Source organism: Streptomyces nigra (assembly GCF_003074055.1).
GTDB lineage: Bacteria > Actinomycetota > Actinomycetes > Streptomycetales > Streptomycetaceae > Streptomyces > Streptomyces nigra.
The window spans coordinates 6,387,190-6,404,917 of record NZ_CP029043.1; the positions used below are offsets into that span (position 1 = coordinate 6,387,190).

General features: G+C 72.2%; 15 protein-coding genes. 5 read left to right on the forward strand and 10 right to left on the reverse strand.

What is annotated here, in order from left to right:
* Positions 1–44: 44 nt before the first annotated feature.
* From pcaDC to DC008_RS29395, 6 genes are read right to left on the reverse strand one after another with little or no spacing between them, the layout of a single operon-like run.
* Positions 45–1,178 carry a bifunctional 3-oxoadipate enol-lactonase/4-carboxymuconolactone decarboxylase PcaDC gene (gene pcaDC, locus DC008_RS29370; RefSeq protein WP_108709551.1) on the reverse strand — a complete coding sequence of 378 codons (1,134 nt, stop codon included), beginning with the start codon at positions 1,176–1,178 and terminating at the stop codon, positions 45–47.
* Positions 1,175–2,473 (reverse strand): 3-carboxy-cis,cis-muconate cycloisomerase, encoded by a 1,299-nt coding sequence (pcaB, locus tag DC008_RS29375; RefSeq protein WP_108709552.1) that lies wholly within the window; start codon positions 2,471–2,473, stop codon positions 1,175–1,177. Before pcaB ends, pcaDC begins: the two co-directional genes overlap by 4 nt.
* The gene (pcaG, locus tag DC008_RS29380) at positions 2,470–3,075 is read right to left on the reverse strand and encodes a protocatechuate 3,4-dioxygenase subunit alpha (RefSeq protein WP_108709553.1); all 606 of its coding nucleotides are present in this window, start codon (positions 3,073–3,075) and stop codon (positions 2,470–2,472) included. Before pcaG ends, pcaB begins: the two co-directional genes overlap by 4 nt.
* Before the next feature lie 3 nt (positions 3,076–3,078).
* Positions 3,079–3,852 (reverse strand): protocatechuate 3,4-dioxygenase subunit beta, encoded by a 774-nt coding sequence (pcaH, locus tag DC008_RS29385; protein ID WP_108709554.1) that lies wholly within the window; start codon positions 3,850–3,852, stop codon positions 3,079–3,081.
* Positions 3,849–4,508 (reverse strand): CoA transferase subunit B, encoded by a 660-nt coding sequence (locus DC008_RS29390; protein WP_108709555.1) that lies wholly within the window; start codon positions 4,506–4,508, stop codon positions 3,849–3,851. Before DC008_RS29390 ends, pcaH begins: the two co-directional genes overlap by 4 nt.
* Positions 4,508–5,290, reverse strand: a complete 783-nt coding sequence (locus tag DC008_RS29395) for a CoA transferase subunit A (RefSeq protein ID WP_108709556.1) — start codon at positions 5,288–5,290, stop codon at positions 4,508–4,510. The genes DC008_RS29390 and DC008_RS29395 overlap by 1 nt, the downstream gene beginning before the upstream one ends.
* A 245-nt stretch (positions 5,291–5,535) precedes the next feature.
* On the opposite strand from DC008_RS29395, the gene DC008_RS29400 reads away from it, so the two are divergent.
* The gene (locus tag DC008_RS29400; RefSeq protein ID WP_055619198.1) at positions 5,536–6,000 is read left to right on the forward strand and encodes a MarR family winged helix-turn-helix transcriptional regulator; all 465 of its coding nucleotides are present in this window, start codon (positions 5,536–5,538) and stop codon (positions 5,998–6,000) included.
* Positions 6,001–6,023: 23 nt separating this feature from the next.
* Here DC008_RS29400 and DC008_RS29405 read toward each other — a convergent pair whose 3' ends face one another.
* Positions 6,024–6,998: a DUF3048 domain-containing protein gene (locus DC008_RS29405; RefSeq protein ID WP_425276557.1), complete on the reverse strand. Its 975-nt coding sequence runs from the start codon at positions 6,996–6,998 to the stop codon at positions 6,024–6,026.
* A 239-nt stretch (positions 6,999–7,237) separates the two neighbouring features.
* On the opposite strand from DC008_RS29405, the gene DC008_RS29410 reads away from it, so the two are divergent.
* Positions 7,238–8,428 carry a zinc-dependent alcohol dehydrogenase gene (locus DC008_RS29410; RefSeq protein ID WP_108709558.1) on the forward strand — a complete coding sequence of 397 codons (1,191 nt, stop codon included), beginning with the start codon at positions 7,238–7,240 and terminating at the stop codon, positions 8,426–8,428.
* A gap of 22 nt (positions 8,429–8,450) precedes the next feature.
* Here the strand turns inward: DC008_RS29410 and DC008_RS29415 are convergent, their stop codons facing one another.
* Positions 8,451–9,521, reverse strand: a complete 1,071-nt coding sequence (locus DC008_RS29415; protein WP_108709559.1) for an ATP-dependent DNA ligase — start codon at positions 9,519–9,521, stop codon at positions 8,451–8,453.
* Between the two features lie 74 nt (positions 9,522–9,595).
* Between DC008_RS29415 and ligD the strand changes: the two genes are divergently transcribed.
* Positions 9,596–10,645: a non-homologous end-joining DNA ligase gene (ligD, locus tag DC008_RS29420; RefSeq protein WP_108709560.1), complete on the forward strand. Its 1,050-nt coding sequence runs from the start codon at positions 9,596–9,598 to the stop codon at positions 10,643–10,645.
* On the opposite strand, the gene DC008_RS29425 is transcribed toward ligD, so the two are convergent.
* Positions 10,632–12,791, reverse strand: coding sequence for an OmpL47-type beta-barrel domain-containing protein (locus tag DC008_RS29425; protein ID WP_108709561.1), 2,160 nt, complete (start codon positions 12,789–12,791; stop codon positions 10,632–10,634). The genes ligD and DC008_RS29425 overlap by 14 nt on opposite strands.
* Before the next feature lie 35 nt (positions 12,792–12,826).
* The gene (locus DC008_RS29430) at positions 12,827–15,304 is read right to left on the reverse strand and encodes a ThuA domain-containing protein (RefSeq protein WP_208646023.1); all 2,478 of its coding nucleotides are present in this window, start codon (positions 15,302–15,304) and stop codon (positions 12,827–12,829) included.
* A 178-nt stretch (positions 15,305–15,482) separates the two neighbouring features.
* On the opposite strand from DC008_RS29430, the gene DC008_RS29435 reads away from it, so the two are divergent.
* Both DC008_RS29435 and DC008_RS29440 read left to right on the forward strand, forming a co-directional pair.
* Positions 15,483–16,478, forward strand: coding sequence for a multicopper oxidase domain-containing protein (locus DC008_RS29435; protein WP_108709562.1), 996 nt, complete (start codon positions 15,483–15,485; stop codon positions 16,476–16,478).
* 95 nt (positions 16,479–16,573) lie between these two features.
* Positions 16,574–17,608 carry a LacI family DNA-binding transcriptional regulator gene (locus tag DC008_RS29440; RefSeq protein ID WP_108709563.1) on the forward strand — a complete coding sequence of 345 codons (1,035 nt, stop codon included), beginning with the start codon at positions 16,574–16,576 and terminating at the stop codon, positions 17,606–17,608.
* Positions 17,609–17,728: the final 120 nt, after the last annotated feature.

Consider the following 17,728-nt stretch of genomic DNA (forward strand, 5'->3'; position numbering starts at 1 on the left):
CGGACGGCACACGCGCGCCGCGGCCCGGCGTACGGCCGCCCGGGTCACCCGGCGGTGCCGGCGTCCGCGTCGGACTTCTCGGACAGCACCCGCTGGGCGACGGCGAACGCGGCGTTCGCGGCCGGCACCCCGCAGTACACGGCCGTCTGGAGCAGCACGGCGCCGATCTCGTCCGGCGTCAGACCGTTGCGCCGGGCCGCGCGGACGTGCATGGCCAGCTCCTCGTGGTGGCTGTGCGCGACCAGCGCCGTCAGGGTGATCATGCTGCGTTCGCGCCGGCTGAGTGTCGGGTCGGTCCAGATCTCGCCCCAGGCGTAGCGCGTGATGAAGTCCTGGAAGCGGGCGGTGAACGCGGTCTGGCGGGCCTGCGCCCGGTCCACGTGCGCGTCGCCCAGCACCTCGCGGCGCACCGCCATGCCCCGCCGCCCGTCGCCGCCGAGGTGGGCGCGCAAGGCGGTGAGCACGGCCTCCGGCCGTTCGGCGGGGGCCAGATGCGAGGCGCCCGGGATCTCGACCAGCGCGGCGCCCGGCACGGCGTCCGCGATCTCCCGCAGATGCGCGGGCGGGGTCGCCGGATCATCGCGGCCGGCGACCAGCAGGGTGGGCGCGGTGATCCGGTCCAGCAGATCGCGCAGGTCGAACGCGGCCAGCGCGTCGCAGCAGGCGGCGTAGGCGGCGGGGTCGGCCTCCCGGTGGTCGCGGACCAGCCGGGGCACGGTGAAGCCGGTGGTGAACCAGCGGGCGTCCGCGGTGTCGGCGAGTCCCGCCAGCCCCTCCCGCCGTACCCGCTCGGCCCGCTCCTCCCAGGGCGCGGAGCCGCCGAAGTGCGCCGACGAGCAGATCGCGGCCAGCGAGGTGACGCGCTCCGGGTGGTGGACGGCCAGATGCAGCCCGACGGCACCGCCGAGCGAGACACCCGCGTAGGCGAACCGCTCGATGCCGAGGGAGTCGGCGAGCGTGAGCACCAGGCCGGCCAGGTCGGCGACCGTCGCCTTGGGACTGAGCAGACCGGCGGGTGAGCCGCCGTGCCCGGGCAGGTCCCAGCGGATCACCCGGTGGGTGGGCGACAGCTCGGGCGCCACCGCGTCCCACAGCGCGTACGAGGTGCCGAGCGAGGGTCCGAGCAGCAGCGGGGGCGCGGAGGCGGGGCCGTCGGCGCGGTGGTGGAGAAGGGTCAACGTCGCTCCAGGGCACGGTCGGTGAGGGCTCCGGCGGAGCCGGTGTAGTGCGTCGGGTCGAGGTCGGCGTCCGCCAGCTCGGGCGCCTCGGCGAGCGGGCGTCCCTCCGCGGCCAGCCGGGTCAGCAGCTCCTTGGCGCGGGCGCGGCCCAGCTCCGGGGCCAGTTCGGCGGACAGTCGCTCCGAGACGACCGCCCCGCCGGTGAGATGGAGGTTCGCGCGCATCGCGTCCGGGCGCACCCGCAGCCCCTCCGCCAGCTCGGCGGCGTCCCGGGCGGCGCCGCCCACCAGGCGCAGCAGGTCCCGCAGCGGCTCCCACTCCGCGTGCCAGGCGCCGGCCGGCCGTTCGTCCTCGGCGACCAGCGACCCGTACAGGGTGGCCGCGAGCTGCGGCGCCCGCCGGGCGGCGGCGACGATCAGGGTGGACCGTACGGGGTTGGACTTGTGCGGCATCGCGGAGGAGCCGCCGCCGCTGCCCTCGGCGACCTCGGCGATCTCGGTGCGCGACAGGGTCAGCACGTCCACGGCGGCCTTCCCGAGGGCGCCCGCCGTGAACGCCAGGCAGCCCGCTAGGTCGGCGACCGGGGTGCGCAGCGTGTGCCACGGCAACTCCGGGACCCGCAGCCCGAGTTCGCGGGCGTAGCCCGCCGGCAGCGCGATCGGGTCGGCCGCCCCGTACGCCCCGAACACCGCCAGCGTCCCGGCGGCACCCCCGAGCTGGGCGGGCAGCGTGTCCCGTACGGCCGTCGTCCGGTCCCGCGCGTCGAGGACCAGCGCGCGCCACCCGGCTGCCTTCAGACCGAACGTCGTCGGGACGGCGTGCTGGGTGAGGGTGCGGCCCGGCAGTGCGGTGTCGCGGTGCGCGGCGGCCAGCCGGGCGAACGCCCGCTGGGCGCGCTCCAGGTCGGCGAGGACCGGGCCGAGGGCGCGCACGGCCACCAGCATCAGGGCGGTGTCCATGATGTCCTGGCTGGTCGCGCCCCGGTGGACGTAGGGGCCGTGCTCCTCGCCGACGGCCCGGGTGAGCGCGCCGACGAGCGGGATGACCGGGTTGCCGCCCGCGCGTGCCTCCTCGGCGAGCGCCCGTGTGTCGAAGCGGTCCGCGTCCGCCGCGCCGGTCACCGCCCGGGCGGCCTCCTCCGGGGCGAGGCCCAGGGCCGCCTGGGCGCGGGTCAGGGCGGCCTCCGCGTCCAGCAGGGCCTGCAGGAAGGCCGTGTCGCCGGTCGCGCGGGCCGCCGCCGAACCCGTCCACCCGGGGGCGAGCAGACCGCTGTCACCGGTTTCGGCAGAAGTCACTGGTACTCCAGGAAGACCGTCTCGCCTTCGCCCTGAAGGCGGATGTCGAAACGGTACGTGGCACGGCCCTCGTCCCGCGCGACCAGCGTGGCGCGTCGCTCCGGGGGCAGCCCGGCGAGCAGCGGGTCCGCGGCGTGCCCGGCCGTGTCCTCCGGCAGATAGAGCCGGGTGAACAGGTGCACCAGCAGCCCCCGCGCGAACACGCAGACGCTCAGGTACGGGGCGCTCGCGCCGCGGGCGCCGGGGCGCAGGGTGCGCGCGTACCAGTGCCCGTCCGCGTCGGTCTGCGTCCGGCCCCAGCCGGTGAACTCCACGCCGTTGCGCCCCAGATGGCCGCCGCTCGCCGGGTCGCGCCGCATCGAGCCGTCGGCGGTCGGGATGTTCCCGCCCGGGTCGGCGCCCCACAGTTCGAGGAACGCGTCCGGCAGCGGCGCGCCCGCGCCGTCGAGGACGTACCCGTGCACGGTGATGGTGTCCGGGTGCCCGAGCGGGGCGATGTCCTCGCCGCCGGGGAAGGGCAGCGCGTAGCCGTAGAAGGGGCCCACCGTGTGGGAGGGCGTCGGCAGGACGCCGCCCGGTCCGTTCGTGTCGGTCGTCGTCACGGCTCAGTGCCCCTCTTCCCGCCAGGTGGCGTTCGGCCCGTCCAGCACGATGTCCCAGCGGTAGCCCATCGAGAACTCCGGCACGGACAGGCTGTGGTCGTAGGTGGCGACGAGCCGCTGCCGGGCGGCGTCGTCGGTCACGGACTGGATGATCGGGTCGTAGGGGAACAGCGGGTCGCCCGGGAAGTACATCTGGGTGACCAGCCGCTGGGTGAAGGCCGAGCCGAACATCGAGAAGTGGATGTGGGCGGGCCGCCAGGCGTTGAGGTGGTTGCGCCACGGGTACGGGCCCGGCTGGATGGTCGTGAAGTGGTACCGGCCGTCGGCGTCCGTGAGGGTGCGGCCCACCCCGGTGAAGTTCGGGTCCAGCGGGGCGTCGTGCTGCTCGCGCCGATGGGCGTAGCGGCCGGCCGCGTTGGCCTGCCAGATCTCGATGAGCTGGCCGCGCACGGGGCGCCCGGCACGGTCCAGGAGCCGCCCCGAGACGGTGATCCGCTCCCCGAGGGGCTCGCCGGTGTGCTGCCGGGTGAGGTCGTTGTCGATCTCGGTGACGTCCCGCTCGCCGAAGGCGGGGGAGTGCAGCTCGACCAGCTCCGGGTCGCTGCTCACGTCGATGGTGACCGGCGGCTGCTTCGGGTGGCGCAGCAGCGACGAGCGGTACGGCGCGTAGTCCCGGCGCGGATGGTGCTCGACGGGCGCTCCGTCCGCGATCCGCTTCTGATAGGCGGCGCGTTCGGCCGCGATCTCCTGGTCGATGTCGTGCTGGGTGAGCGTCATGGGGTCGTTCCTCGGGGGTCGTCGGCGTCCGTGATCAAGGCGGCACCGGTGCGGGCGGTGATCTCCTCCGCGCCGACACCGGGCGCGGTCTCGACGAGCCGCAGCCCGTCCGGGGTCACGTCCAGGACGCCGAGGTCGGTGACGATCCGGTCCACGCAGGCCCGGCCGGTCAGCGGCAGCGTGCACTCCCGCAGGATCTTCGGGGAGCCGTCCTTGGCGGTGTGGGTCATCACGACGATGACCGTGCGGGCGCCGTGCACCAGGTCCATGGCGCCGCCGATGCCGGTGATCATCCGGCCGGGGACGGCCCAGTTCGCCAGGTCGCCGCGCTCGGACACCTGCATGGCGCCCAGCACGGCCACATCGATGTGCCCGCCCCGGATCATCGAGAACGACAGCGCCGAGTCGAAGAAGGAGGCGCCCGGCAGCACCGTCACGGTCTCCTTGCCGGCGTTGATCAGATCCGGGTCGACCTCGTCCTCGTCCGGGTACGGCCCCGTGCCGAGGATGCCGTTCTCGGACTCCAGGACGACCTCGACGTCCGGCGGCAGATGGTTCGGGATCAGTGTCGGCAGCCCGATGCCCAGGTTGACGTACTGCCCGTCCCGCAGCTCGCGGGCGGCCCGCGCGGCCATCTCCTCGCGTGTCCACGCCATCAGCCGTCCACCGTCCCGCGCGCCGTACGCGGTGCCACCGTGCGCCGTTCGACGCCCTTGTCCGCCGCCTGCTCCGGGGTAAGCGCCACGACCCGCTGGACGAAGATCCCCGGGAGGTGGACCGCGTCCGGGTCGATACCGCCGGGCTCGACCAGCTCCTCGACCTCGGCGATCGTGATCCGCCCGGCCATCGCGGCCAGCGGGTTGAAGTTCCGGGCGGACTTGGCGAACACCAGGTTGCCGTGCCGGTCGCCCCGGGCGGCGCGGACCAGCGCGAAGTCGGTGCGGATACCGCGCTCCAGTACGTACTCGGTGCCGTCGAACTCGCGGATCTCCTTCGGCGGCGAGGCGAGCGCGACCCCGCCGGAACCGTCGTAGCGCCAGGGCAGTCCGCCGTCGGCGACCTGGGTGCCGACACCCGCCGGGGTGTAGAAGGCGGGGATGCCGGCGCCGCCGGCCCGCAGCCGCTCGGCCAGCGTGCCCTGCGGGATCATCTCCACCTCCAGCTCCCCGGACAGGTACTGCCGGGCGAACTCCTTGTTCGCGCCGATGTAGGAGCCGGTGACCCGGGCGATCCGTCCCGCCGCCAGCAGTACGGCCAGCCCGGACTCCATCGCGCCGCAGTTGTTGGAGACGACCGCGAGGCCGGACACACCGCGCTCGTACAGCGCGTGGATCAGTACGTTCGGCACACCGCTCAGGCCGAAGCCGCCCACGGCCAGCGACGCCCCGTCGCCCACGTCGGCCACCGCCTCCAGGGCCGTGGCGACCACCTTGTCCATCCGGGAAGCCCCATCTCTTCCGAGCGCCTGCCCGCCTGAAAGCAGCGAGGTAGTCAGCGCACTGAGTATCTTCACGAGGTGCGACTCACGCTGCCACCGTGGGGGAGAGGACGTCAATACCCCGCCCCTGAGCCGATTCGGCGGCTCCCCGGAAGGGGGTCGCAGCTGAGGCGATCCGGTATCGTTCAGTGCACCGACAAACACAACCGACGAACCCAGCCGGGACGAGACGTCAGGGAGCGCGCATGGCCGCCGTGGACCTCGGCACCCACCCCGGGCATCTGGCCCGGCGGCTCCAGCAGGCGCACCACCTGCTGTGGAACACGATGGTCTCCGAGGAGATCACCTCGCCCCAGTTCGCCGTCCTGAACACCCTCGTCGCCGAGCCCGGCCTCGACCAGCGGACGGTGGGGGAGCGCGTCGGGCTCGACCGGTCCACCATCGCCGAGGTGATCAGCCGGCTCGGGCGCCGCGGACTGCTCGACAAGGTGCGTGACCCGCAGGACGGGCGCCGCTCGCTGCTGCGGCTCACCGACGAGGGGCTGCGCACGCACAAGAGGCTGACCGTACGCACCGCGCGGATGAACCAGGTCTTCCTCGCCCCGCTCTCCGCGGAGGAGCAGACCCTGTTCCTCGACCTGATCCGGCGGGTCGCGGACGCGGCGGAGGGACTGCGCAACCCGGGGGAGCCCGCCGTACGGCAGCCCTGAGCAACGCGGACGCGCGCGACCGCTCAGGACGCCTTCGTGAACAGCACCCACACCTGGCCCCGCCGGAACTTCACGGGCTCGCCGTCCTTCGTCGTGAACGTCGTGCCGTCCGTGGCCTTCGGGCGCTTCCACCGCACGTCGTAGGCGCGTCCGTCGCGCAGCACCCGCGCCTTCCCGGAGCCCACCGTCTCGGTGAACGGCGTGTTGTTGCCGAGGAAGTCGCGGTACGCGGAGGGCCGTACCTTCACCTCCTGCACCACGACCGTCGCGGCCGCCATCCGGCCCCCGTCCGTCGTCGCGGCGGCCCTGCCGTCCATGCCGACCAGCCAGCGCCCGCGGTCCGGGGACCAGGTGAAGGTGTACCGGGCGGCCGGGTAGCGCACCGTCTGCGAGGCCGCCGCCCGGCCGCCGTCCGGGGCGGCGCCGAAGCGGAAGCCGGTCGTCAGGGCGTCCGCGCCCGGCGCTGCGGGCATCAGCCGGTCCGGCCGCAGATACAGGTTGTGCGGGGAGCGCCGGTCCGGGTCCCTGACGTACGCGCCGGACGCCGTGCCGGGCGGCCGCGCCCTCACGGGCGCCTTGTCGATCAGTGGCAACAGCTTGCTCTGCGCCCCGGAGAAGGCGAGCGTCGGCCGGTCGAACTGCGCGAGCAGTTCCAGATCGGACTCCCGCGCGCTGCGCACCGGACCGACGCTCTTCGGCAGCCGGGTCGCGTACACCGCCATCAGCCGGCTCAAGCCCCCCTCGACCTGCTCGACGTACACGACGTCCGCGGTGTTCAGCCCGGTCTGCGGGCGGGCGGCACGGACGTTGTCGATCTTCACGGCGAGGACCGACGCCCGGCCCGCGCTCATGTCCGGTGACCGTGTGCGGCCGCGGCCGTCGTCGCCCGGCCCGGATGTACAGCCCGCCGCCAGGGAGGCCGTCAGGGCGGCGGCCACCAGGGCCGCCACGCTCGTGACGCGCCGGCCGCGCGCCTGTCGTCCGCTCACCGTCGTCACCCGGGCCCACCCACCCTGTCCATGCCATAAATAGTGCGCTTATCGGTTCATAGGGGCCATACCCGGTCGGAGGCCTTCCTGTGCGTCCGTCCGTCGATCGGCCCATCACCCGGGCGGCCGGACGGCCCACCCCTCTCGCCCGGGACCGGCCCGGGCCCGGCGTGCGGTTCGGTGGAGGAGCCAGGGGTACCCGGGCGCCACGCACGAACGCGCACAGGCGACGGAGGGAGTGCGGGGCGATGAGGGCAGTGACCTGGCAGGGGAAGCGGGACGTCCGCGTGGAGAACGTGCCCGATCCCAGGATCGAGGAACCCACCGACGCGGTCATCCGCATCACGTCGTCCGGACTGTGCGGTTCCGACCTGCACCTGTACGAAGTCCTGACGCCGTTCATGACACCCGGCGACATCCTCGGTCATGAACCGATGGGCATCGTCGAGGAGGTCGGCGCCGGGGTGCCGGACCTCCAGGCGGGGGACCGGGTCGTGGTGCCTTTCCAGATCGCCTGCGGCGACTGCTGGATGTGCCTGACCGGCCTGCCGACCCAGTGCGAGACCACCCAGGTCACCGGGGAGGGCATGGGCGCCGCCCTGTTCGGCTACACCCGGCTGTACGGCGCGGTGCCGGGCGCCCAGGCCGAGTACCTGCGCGTCCCGCAGGCCCAGTTCGGCCCCATCAAGATCCCGGAGGGGCCCGCCGACGACCGGTTCGTCTACCTCTCCGACGTGCTGCCCACCGCCTGGCAGGCGGTCAAGTACGCGGGCGTCCCCCAGGGCGGCAGCGTCGCGGTCCTCGGCCTCGGCCCCATCGGCGACATGGCCTGCCGGGTCGCCCGGCTCCTGGGCGCCGGCCAGGTGTTCGGCGTCGACCTGGTGCCCGAGCGCCTGAAGCGGGTGCGGCAGCGGGGCGTCGAGACGTACGACCTGCGCAGCTTCGACGACGAGAAGGAACTCGTCACCGCCATCCGCGACGCCACGAACGGGCGCGGACCGGACGCCGTCATCGACGCGGTCGGCACCGAGGCACACGGCAGCGCCGCCGCCAAGCTGGCGCAGTCGGCCGCCGCGATCATGCCGCGCAAGATCAGCGGCCCGTTCGCCGAGCGCTTCAGCATCGACCGGCTGGCCGCCTTCCACACCGCGATCGACCTGGTGCGGCGCGGCGGCACCATCTCGCTGTCCGGCGTGTACGGAGGCATGGCCGACCCGATCCCGATGCTCACCATGTTCGACAAGCAGATCCAGCTGCGGATGGGCCAGGCCAACGTGCGCCGCTGGGCCGACGAGATCCTGCCGTACCTCACGGACGAGGACCCGCTCGGCGTCGACGACTTCGCCACGCACCGGGTACCGCTCAGCGACGCCCCGCACGCCTACGAGATGTTCCAGCGCAAGCAGGACGGCGCGGTGAAGGTGCTGATGAAGCCCTGACCCGTACCAGCGAGGCGCCCGGTCACGTCGGCGGCGCGAAGATCTCCGCGAGGTCGTAGCGCACCGGCTCCTCCAGCTGCTCGTACGTGCAGCTGGAGGGGGTGCGGTCCGGGCGCCAGCGGCGGAAGCGGGCCGTGTGCCGGAACCGGGCGCCGTTCTCCATGTGGTCGTACGCCACCTCGGCGACCCGCTCCGGCCGCAGCGGCACCCAGGACAGGTCCTTCTTGCCCGACCAGCGGCTCGGCGCCCCCGGCAGCCGGGCCGACTCATGGGCCGCCTCCTCGGCCCAGGCCGCCCACGGGTGCCCGGAGACGTCGTCCATCCGCAGCGGCTCCAGCTCGTCGATCAGCTCGGCCCGCCGCTTCATCGGGAACGCCGCCGACACCCCCACATGCTGCAGGGCGCCCCGGTCGTCGTACAGGCCGAGCAGCAGCGAGCCGACGACCGGGCCGCTCTTGTGCAGGCGGTAGCCGGCGACGACGACGTCCGCCGTCCGCTCGTGCTTGATCTTGTACATGGCGCGTTCGTCGGGCAGATAGCGCAGGGTGAGCGGCTTGGCGACGACCCCGTCGAGACCGGCCCCCTCGTACTGCTCGAACCACCCCCGGGCCGTCTCGATGTCGGTCGTCGCCGGCGCCACGTGCACGGGTGCCGTCACCCCGGACAGCGCCGACGTCAGCTGCTCCCTGCGCTCCGTCAGGGGCGCCCGCATCAGGGACGCGTCGTCCAGTGCCAGCAGGTCGAACGCCACGAAAGACGCCGGGGTCCGCTCTGCCAGCGTGCGCACCCGGGAGTCCGCCGGGTGGATGCGCTCGGTGAGCGCGTCGAAGTCCAGCCGCCCCTCCCGGGCGATCACGATCTCCCCGTCCACCACGCACCGCTCGGGCAGCCGCTCCTTCAGCGCTGTCGCCAGCTCGGGGAAGTACCTGGTCAGAGGTTTGGTGGTACGGCTGCTGAGCTCGATCTCGTCCCCGTCGCGGAACACGATCGCCCGGAAGCCGTCCCACTTCGCCTCGTACTGCATGCCCGGCGGGATCTTCGCCACCGACTTGGCGAGCATCGGCTTCACGGGCGGCATCACCGGCAGGTCCATGGTCCGATTCTGCGGGGCACCGGCCGCACCCGCCCGATGTGCGAGGCGTCCGTGCGACGCCTACCGTGGCGGCCATGGGCGAAGCGGTGGAGCTGGAGGCGGGCGGGCGGACCGTACGGCTGTCCAGCCCCGGCAAGATCTTCTTCCCGGAGCGCGGCTTCACCAAGCTGGACCTCGCCCAGTACTACGCCGCCGTCGGCCCCGGCATCCTGCGCGCCCTGCGCGACCGGCCCACCACCCTGGAGCGCTACCCCGACGGGGTGAACGGCGAGTGGTTCTACCAGAAGCGGGCCCCCAAGAACATGCCCGACTGGATCCCCACCGCCCACATCACGTTCCCCAGCGGGCGCAGCGCCGACGAGATGTGCCCCACCGAGGAGGCGGCCGTCGTCTGGGCCGCCCAGTACGGCACGCTCACCTTCCACCCCTGGCCGGTCCGCCGCGACGACGTCGACCACCCCGACGAACTGCGCATCGACCTCGACCCGCAGCCCGGCACCGACTACGACGACGCCGTGCGCGCCGCCCATGAACTGCGGTCCGTGCTCGACGAGTTCGGGGGCCTGCGGGGCTGGCCCAAGACGTCCGGCGGGCGCGGGCTGCATGTCTTCGTGCCGATCGAGCCGCGCTGGACCTTCACCCAGGTCCGGCGCGCCGCCATCGCGGTCGGCCGGGAGATGGAACGCCGGATGCCGGACCGGGTCACGATCAAGTGGTGGAAGGAGGAGCGCGGCGAGCGCATCTTCATCGACTACAACCAGACCGCCCGGGACCGCACCATCGCGTCCGCCTACTCCGTACGGGCCCGGCCGCACGCCCCCGTCTCGGCGCCGCTGCGCTGGGAGGAGGTGGGCACCGCCCACCCGCGTGACTTCGACATCGCCACCATGCCGGCCCGGTTCGCCGAACTCGGCGATGTGCATGCCGACATGGACGACCACCGCTTCTCGCTGGACGCGCTGCTGGACCTCGCGAACAAGGACGAGCGCGACCATGGCCTCGGCGATCTGCCGTACCCGCCCGAGTATCCGAAGATGCCGGGGGAACCCAAGCGGGTACAGCCGAGCCGGGCCAGGAAGGCGGCGCCCCACGAGGAGACGCCGCCGGAGCCTACAGCTCCTTGATCCGGACGTCCCGGTACGAGACCACGTCCGTCGTGCTGTGCACCTGGAGCCCGATGTAGCCGGAGGCGAACCGCCGCCCGTCCGTGCCCGGGTCGTCCGAGCGAGGCGGTTCGAAGACCTGGCCGCCGGTGTTGTCGAACTCGTTGATCAGCACGCCGTTGCGGTAGACCGAGTAGTGCTGGTCGACCACCCGGATCTCGTAGTCGTTCCACGTGCCCTTCTGGGTGACGCCGGCACCGGCCAGCCCCACCCGGTCGAAGCCGTAGACCGACCCGGTCTTGTACATGTCGCCGGTGGGCGAGTCGAACACCTGGATCTCGTGCCCGTACTTGATGGCGGCCCACTCCGGCCGTGGCTCCTCGGGGTGGTCGTGGATCCACGGGAAGCGCACGAACACACCGGAGTTGGCGTTGCCGGTGCCCGGTGCGTCGTCCCGCCACTGGAGCTTCAGCGAGAAGTCGCCGTACTTGCGCTCCGGGAACCACAGCATGCCCAGGCCGGACCGGCTGGTGCCGCTGGTGATCGACCCGTCGCCGTTCGGCGCGAACGAACCACCGCCCACCTGCTGCCACTTGGCGAACGACTCGGGGCTGCCGTCGAGGATCGTGCGGTACCCCTCGGTCTGGCCCGGCTCACCGATGCCCGACTGCCGGGCGGCCTTGCGGATCGCCCGGTACTCGCGCTGGTCGACGACGCCCTCCTTGAGGAGCTTGTCCAGGACGGAGGTCACGTGCTTGACGAACAGCGCGTGCGACGTCCACTCCTTCTCGTCCTCGATCAGCTCGTTGATCCGGCACCGGCTGTTGGTGAGCCGGTTCGGGACGCCCGAGTCGACCGTGCCCACGATCACCGTCAGCCGCTCGTCGAACTCCGGGCAGTTGGGCGCCGGGACCTGACTGGAGACCACCGTGAAGGCCACCGTGCGGGCGGCGGAGGTGTTGCCGGCCTTGTCGGTCGCCCGGTACGCCAGTGTGTGGGTGCCGGCCCGGTCCACGACGACCGGCGCGGTGTACGCCAGGTACGGACCGGCGTCGATCGAGTACTCGATCCGGTCGACGCCCGAACCGTGGTGCTCGTCGGTCGCCGTGACCGTCACCTTCGCGTTGCCGACATAGGCCCCGGACGAGTTCTTCGTGCCCTCGACCGTCACACCCGTCACCGGTGGCGTCGTGTCGTCCTCCGGCGCCGGCACGACCGTGAAGCGCACGTCCTTGGCGGGCGCCACATTGCCCGCCTTGTCGGCCGCCCGGTAGCGGACCATGTGCTCGCCCGGCTCGTGCACCATCACCGGCGCGGTGTACGGCTGCCAGGCGCCGTCGCCGAGCGCGTACTCGACGCCGTTGACCCCGGAACCGGTGTCGGACGCGGAGACCGTGACGGTCGCCATGCCGATGTACGCCCCGTCGGCGTCCTTGTCACCGCTGACGGTCGCCGATGTCTCCGGAGGGGTGGTGTCGTCGGACTGCGGCGCCACCACCGTGAACGTGACGCTCTTCTCCGCCGAGACGTTCCCCGCCTTGTCCAGCGCCCGGTAGCGGACCGTGTGGTCGCCGACCTGGTCGACCACGACCGGAGCGGTGTACGGCTGCCAGGCGCCGTCGCCGAGCGCGTACTCGACGCGGTCCACGCCGGAACCGCCCTCCTCGTCGGTGGCGTGGACGGCCACGCTCGCCGAACCGACGTACTCACCCTGCGTGTTCTGCGTCCCGCTGACGTGCGCCGACGCCTCGGGGGCCGTCGTGTCCTCGCCGGTGCCCTCGGTGACGATCAGGGTGCCCTGCATCTGCCCGTGGCCGGGGATCGTGCAGTAGTAGCGGTAGCGGCCGGGGGTGAGCGTGACCTCCGCCGTGTGCCGGCCGCCCTGGTCGTCGTTCGGGTTCGCCAGGATGTTGAGCTGCACGTCGTCGTTGTACTCGACGTCCGACGTGTCGAACGTCAGGGTGTGCGGCATCCCGGTGGTGTTGCCGGTCGCCGCGCTGTTCTCGAAGACGATCGTCGTCGGGCCCGCCACGGCCGTCGTGGGCGCCGAGGCGTACTTCGTGATGTCGTCGCCCGCGGTCCAGGTGAGGACCTGGGCGGCGGCCGCCTCCGCCCCCGCCCGCGGCTGTCCTGCCGCGGGCAGGGCCTGGAGGCCGAGCACCACCATCAGCGCGGCCAGCAGGGCCGCCCATGCTCTTCGTGTCACTGCGTCCCCCTCGCCAGCTGACCGGCGGCCGGCGTGGGCCCGCCGCCCGTGTAGGTGACGCGCCACAGCGCCGACTTGGCGTCCGAGGTGAAGAACCCGCGGCCGTAGTCGAGCACGTACAGCGCACCGTCCGGACCGAACTTCCAGTCCATGAGGTTCTTGATGCCGTCGTTGCCGATCGGCACGATCTTCTTCAGCGACTCCGAGTGCACCGGCAGACCGCCGTCCCCGTGGTTCTTCGGGTCGGTGATCACCGCGTTGCGCGGCTGGTCGGAGTCGTAGAAGTCGCCGACGAACCACTTGCCGTCCCAGTACGCCGGCCACTTGGCGGCGCTGGAGCTCTCCGCGTCGTAGCGGTACACCGGCCCGTTCATCGCCGCCTGCCCGCCGCCCTTGAGCCACGGCAGCGCGTAGGTGGCCTCCTCCTGCTTGTACGACGGCACGCCGTTCGCGTCGCGCGGGAAGTCCGGGGCGCCGCCCTGCGGCGAGTACCAGATGTTGTTGCCGGTGACCGGCGGCAGGTTGACGAGACCGTCGTTGTTCGGCGACTCGTTCTTCGGGTGGTCGCAGTCGTACCAGCCCAGCGGCTTGCTCGGGTCGGGCAGATTGCGGTCCCGGTAGGGCTGCTTGTTGCCCATGCAGTACGGCCAGCCCCGGTTGCTCGCCTTGGTGATGACGGCGAACGTGTCGTACTTGGCGGGCCCCCAGGTCGTCGACGGCGCCCCGGCGTCCGGGCCGACCCAGCCGGCGTAGAGGACGTCGGTCTGCTGGTCGACGGAGATGCGCGCCGGGTTGCGGACGCCCATCACATAGATCTCGCCGCGGGTCTTGCCGCCGCCCTCGGCGGTCTCCTCGCCGGTGAAGAGGTTCCCCTCCGGCAGGGTGTACGTGCCGTCCGGCTCCGGGTGGATCCGCAGGATCTTGCCGTTGAGGTTGTTGGTGTTGCCGGCGGTGCGGCGCGCGTCGGCGAAGGACACGCCCTTGTAGTTGGGCTCGGGGTTGTTGCCCGAGTAACCGCCGCTGAACCCGCTGGAGTTGTTGTCGCCGGTCGCGATGTACAGGTTGCCCTTGGAGTCCCAGGCCATCCCGCCGCCCGCGTGGCAGCAACTGTGGATCTGCACCGGCCACTTGAGCAGCACCTTCTCGCTCCCCAGATCCAGCTTGTCCGTCGCCCGGTCGAGGGTGAAGCGCGAGACGCGCCGCTCGGCCATCCGCTTGTCGCGGTCGATCCGTGCGTGCGGGGTGTAGTGCAGGTACACCCAGCCGTTGTCCTCGAAGCGCGGATCGAGCTCGATGCCGAGGAGCCCCTCCTCGACCTTGGTCAGCTCGTCCCCGCCGCCCTTGTTGCCGAAGACGGTGAGCGCCCCCGCGAGGGTGACCTGCTTCGTCTTCGGGTCGTAGACGTGGATCTCGCCCTTGCCCTTGCCGACGTCCGGGTTGTTCCAGTCCGTGATCACGGGCTGCGAGGAGTCGGCGCCGCCGCGGCCGATGTAGAAGACGCGGCCGTCGGGGGCCGTGACCAGGCCGTGCGGTTCGCCGATCTGGTCGTTCCGGCCCGGCTGGTTGGGCTGGGTGAGCCGCTCCGCCTTGTAGTTGCCGGTGATGGTGGCCTTGCAGTCGGCCTGGACCAGCCGTGTCGTCCACAGCAGGGCGCCGCGCAGATGGGAGCGGAAGTCCGTCTCGTCGTAGGAGGAGACCGTGCCGCCCATGCCGGTGTAGAAGGAGCGGCCGCCGTCGTAGTCACGGCACCAGCTCACCGGGTGGTCCCAGCCGTTGGCACCGGTCCCGGGCTGGTACGACGACTCGCGCACCCGCGCGACCGTGTGCACCTCGCCGGAGGGGTTCTTCGCCCAGTTCAGCCACTTGTCGGGCCGCTTCCACTGGACCGGCAGCTCCTTGGTGGCCGGGTGCCGCCGGTCGCCCACCTCGACGACCGCGCGCTGCGCGGTGGCCGGGCTCGCGCTCGCGGGACGCGCCCCGATCAGTCCGGTGAACCAGTCCGAGTACGGCTCGGCGCGCGCCGCGTCATGGATGCCGACGAAACCGCCGCCCGCCTCCATGTACGCCTCGAGACCCGCCTCCTGCTCGGGGTCGAGGACGTCACCGCCGCCGGTGAGGAACACGACCGCGTTGAAGCGGCTCAGCTTGGTCTCATTGGTGAAGACCGAGGCGTCCTTCGTCGCCGTGACCGCGAAGCGCTGCTCCGCCGGGCCGGACAGACCGATCTTCTCGATCGCCTCGATACCGGCGTTCACGACGGGCGACTCCTCGCCGGCCGCCGCGGACCCGTAGAAGATGAGCACCCGCACATTCGCGCCGCCCGGCGGCGACTTGATGGACATCGTTGTCAGGGGCGGATCCGGCGCCGGGCGCGCGGTCGCCGCCGGCGCGGACATCAGCCCGGCGGCGACGGCCCCGGCAGCCACACCGGCCACCCAGGTACGTCTTCTCGTGCTCAACCCTCGTAAGTGCATGGGCACCTCCACGGTCACAGCAACAGCGACTAGGAAGTTAGACCGCTTTGAACGACTCGCCAATACCTATGACCGGACTCGGACGAACTTTGTCCTGAGTGTGGATAAACGCGAGGGCGACCGGTACCGTCGCTCCGGTTCACCCCCGTAAATTCCGTAACGCCGTGGGGAGTTCGGCATGGACAGACGTAGTTTCAACCGACGTGTACTGCTCGGCGGCGCGACCGTCGCGACATCGTTGTCCCTGGCGTCCGTACCCGAGGCGGCGGGCGCGGCATCACCGGCGCGGACCGCCCCGGCCGGAGGCGAGGTCCGCCATCTCAAGCTCTACATCGAGAAACTGGCCGACGGTCAGCTCGGCTACGGCTTCGAGAAGGGCAAGGCGACGGTCCCCGGCCCGCTGATCGAGCTCAACGAGGGCGACACCGCGCACATCGAGGTCGAGAACACCCTGGACGTCCCCGCGAGCCTGCACGTCCACGGACTCGACTACGAGATCACCAGCGACGGCACCAAGCTCAACAGGAGCCATGTCGAGCCCGGTGCCACCCGCACCTACACCTGGCGCACCCATGCCCCGGGCCGCCGCGCGGACGGCACCTGGCGGGCGGGCAGCGCGGGCTACTGGCACTACCACGACCATGTCGTCGGCACCGAACACGGCACGGGCGGCATCCGCAAGGGCCTGTACGGGCCGGTCGTCGTCCGGCGCAAGGGCGACGTCCTGCCGGACAGGACGCACACCATCGTCTTCAACGACATGCTCATCAACAACAAACCGGCGCACAGCGGCCCGGACTTCGAGGCCACGGTGGGCGACCGCGTCGAGTTCGTGGTGATCACGCACGGCGAGTACTACCACACGTTCCATATGCACGGTCACCGCTGGGCCGACAATCGCACCGGCCTGCTGACCGGCCCCGACGACCCGAGCCAGGTGATCGACAACAAGATCGTCGGCCCGGCCGACTCGTTCGGGTTCCAGGTGATCGCGGGTGAGGGCGTCGGCGCGGGCGCCTGGATGTACCACTGCCATGTCCAGAGCCACTCCGACATGGGGATGGTCGGGCTGTTCCTGGTCAGGAAGAAGGACGGCACGATCCCCGGATACGACCCGCACGACCACGGGCAGGGGGCGTCCACGGGGGGTTCGGGGACGGCGCACGAGCACTGAGCGACGTCGCCGGGGGAGACGGTGACGAGAGCGCTCTCACAAACGGCCCCGGCCATGGCTATCCTGATCGGCAACCGCCGACGAGGAGCCGTGAAGTGACCGAAACCGCCCCGCGCCCCACGCTGGAGGCCGTGGCCGCCCGGGCCGGGGTCTCACGGGCCACCGTGTCCCGTGTGGTCAACGGCGGCGACGGCGTCCGCGAACGCCTCGTCGAACGGGTCCGCAAGGCGGTCGACGAACTCGGCTACGTCCCCAACCAGGCCGCGCGCAGCCTGGTGACCCGCCGGCACGACGCCGTCGCGGTCATCGTCGCCGAACCGGAGACCCGGGTCTTCGCCGACCCGTTCTTCGCGCTCCAGCTGCGGGGCATCAGCAAGGAGCTGACCGCCCACGACAACCAGCTCGTACTCCTGCTCACCGAGGGCCGCGACGACCACGCCCGCGTCGCCCGCTACCTGGCCGGCGGGCATGTCGACGGGGCGCTCGTCTTCTCCCTGCACCTCGACGACCCGCTGCCCGGGCTGATCCAGAACGCCGGGGTGCCGACCGTGTTCGGCGGCCGGCCCGGCTGGAGCGGCGAGACCCGCGGAGTCGTCTACGTCGACGTCGACAACCGGGGCGGAGCGCGCGACGCCGTGCGCCATCTCGCCGGACTCGGCCGCACCCGGATCGCGCACATCGCGGGCGCCCTCGACCAGACGTCCGCGGTGGACCGGCTGGACGGGTACCGGGACGTCATGGTCGACGCCGACCCGCGGCTCATCGCCGAGGGCGACTTCACCCCGGCCGGCGGTGAGCGCGCGATGCGCGAGCTGCTGGAGCGCTGCCCGGACGTCGACGCCGTGTTCGCCGCCAACGACCTGACCGCGGCGGGCGCCATGCGCGTGCTGCGCGAGGCCGGCCGGCGGGTCCCGGACGACGTGGCCGTGATCGGGTTCGACGACATGCTGCCGGTGGCCGAACAGACCGACCCGGCCCTCACCACGGTCCGTCAGGACATAGAGGAGATGGGACGTCTGATGGCCCGGCTGCTGCTGCGCGAGCTCGACCGCCGCCCCGCCGACGAGCCCGTCGCCGCCCCGTCCAGCGTGGTCCTGCCGACCACCCTGGTCCGGCGTGCGTCGGCCTGAGGGCTGTCCCGTCATTCCCGGTGGATCGGCGTGCGGCGTCGGATGCGGTGCATCGCAAGGCGGAGGGTCGTCCGCATACTGGATGTATGCGGACGATCCGGCAACGCGGCGAGGTGCCGT

Excerpts from the sequence above, each read along its gene's own strand:
- DC008_RS29425 (WP_108709561.1), bottom strand. The coding sequence starts at position 12,791 with ATGGTGGTGCTCGGCCTCCAGGCCCTGCCCGCGGCAGGACAGCCGCGG.
- DC008_RS29415 (WP_108709559.1), bottom strand. The coding sequence starts at position 9,521 with ATGGACCTGCCGGTGATGCCGCCCGTGAAGCCGATGCTCGCCAAGTCG.
- DC008_RS29400 (WP_055619198.1), top strand. The coding sequence starts at position 5,536 with ATGGCCGCCGTGGACCTCGGCACCCACCCCGGGCATCTGGCCCGGCGG.
- DC008_RS29435 (WP_108709562.1), top strand. The coding sequence starts at position 15,483 with ATGGACAGACGTAGTTTCAACCGACGTGTACTGCTCGGCGGCGCGACC.
- DC008_RS29430 (WP_208646023.1), bottom strand. The coding sequence starts at position 15,304 with ATGCACTTACGAGGGTTGAGCACGAGAAGACGTACCTGGGTGGCCGGT.
- ligD (WP_108709560.1), top strand. The coding sequence starts at position 9,596 with ATGGGCGAAGCGGTGGAGCTGGAGGCGGGCGGGCGGACCGTACGGCTG.
- DC008_RS29410 (WP_108709558.1), top strand. The coding sequence starts at position 7,238 with ATGAGGGCAGTGACCTGGCAGGGGAAGCGGGACGTCCGCGTGGAGAAC.
- DC008_RS29390 (WP_108709555.1), bottom strand. The coding sequence starts at position 4,508 with ATGGCGTGGACACGCGAGGAGATGGCCGCGCGGGCCGCCCGCGAGCTG.
- DC008_RS29395 (WP_108709556.1), bottom strand. The coding sequence starts at position 5,290 with ATGGACAAGGTGGTCGCCACGGCCCTGGAGGCGGTGGCCGACGTGGGC.
- pcaH (WP_108709554.1), bottom strand. The coding sequence starts at position 3,852 with ATGACGCTCACCCAGCACGACATCGACCAGGAGATCGCGGCCGAACGC.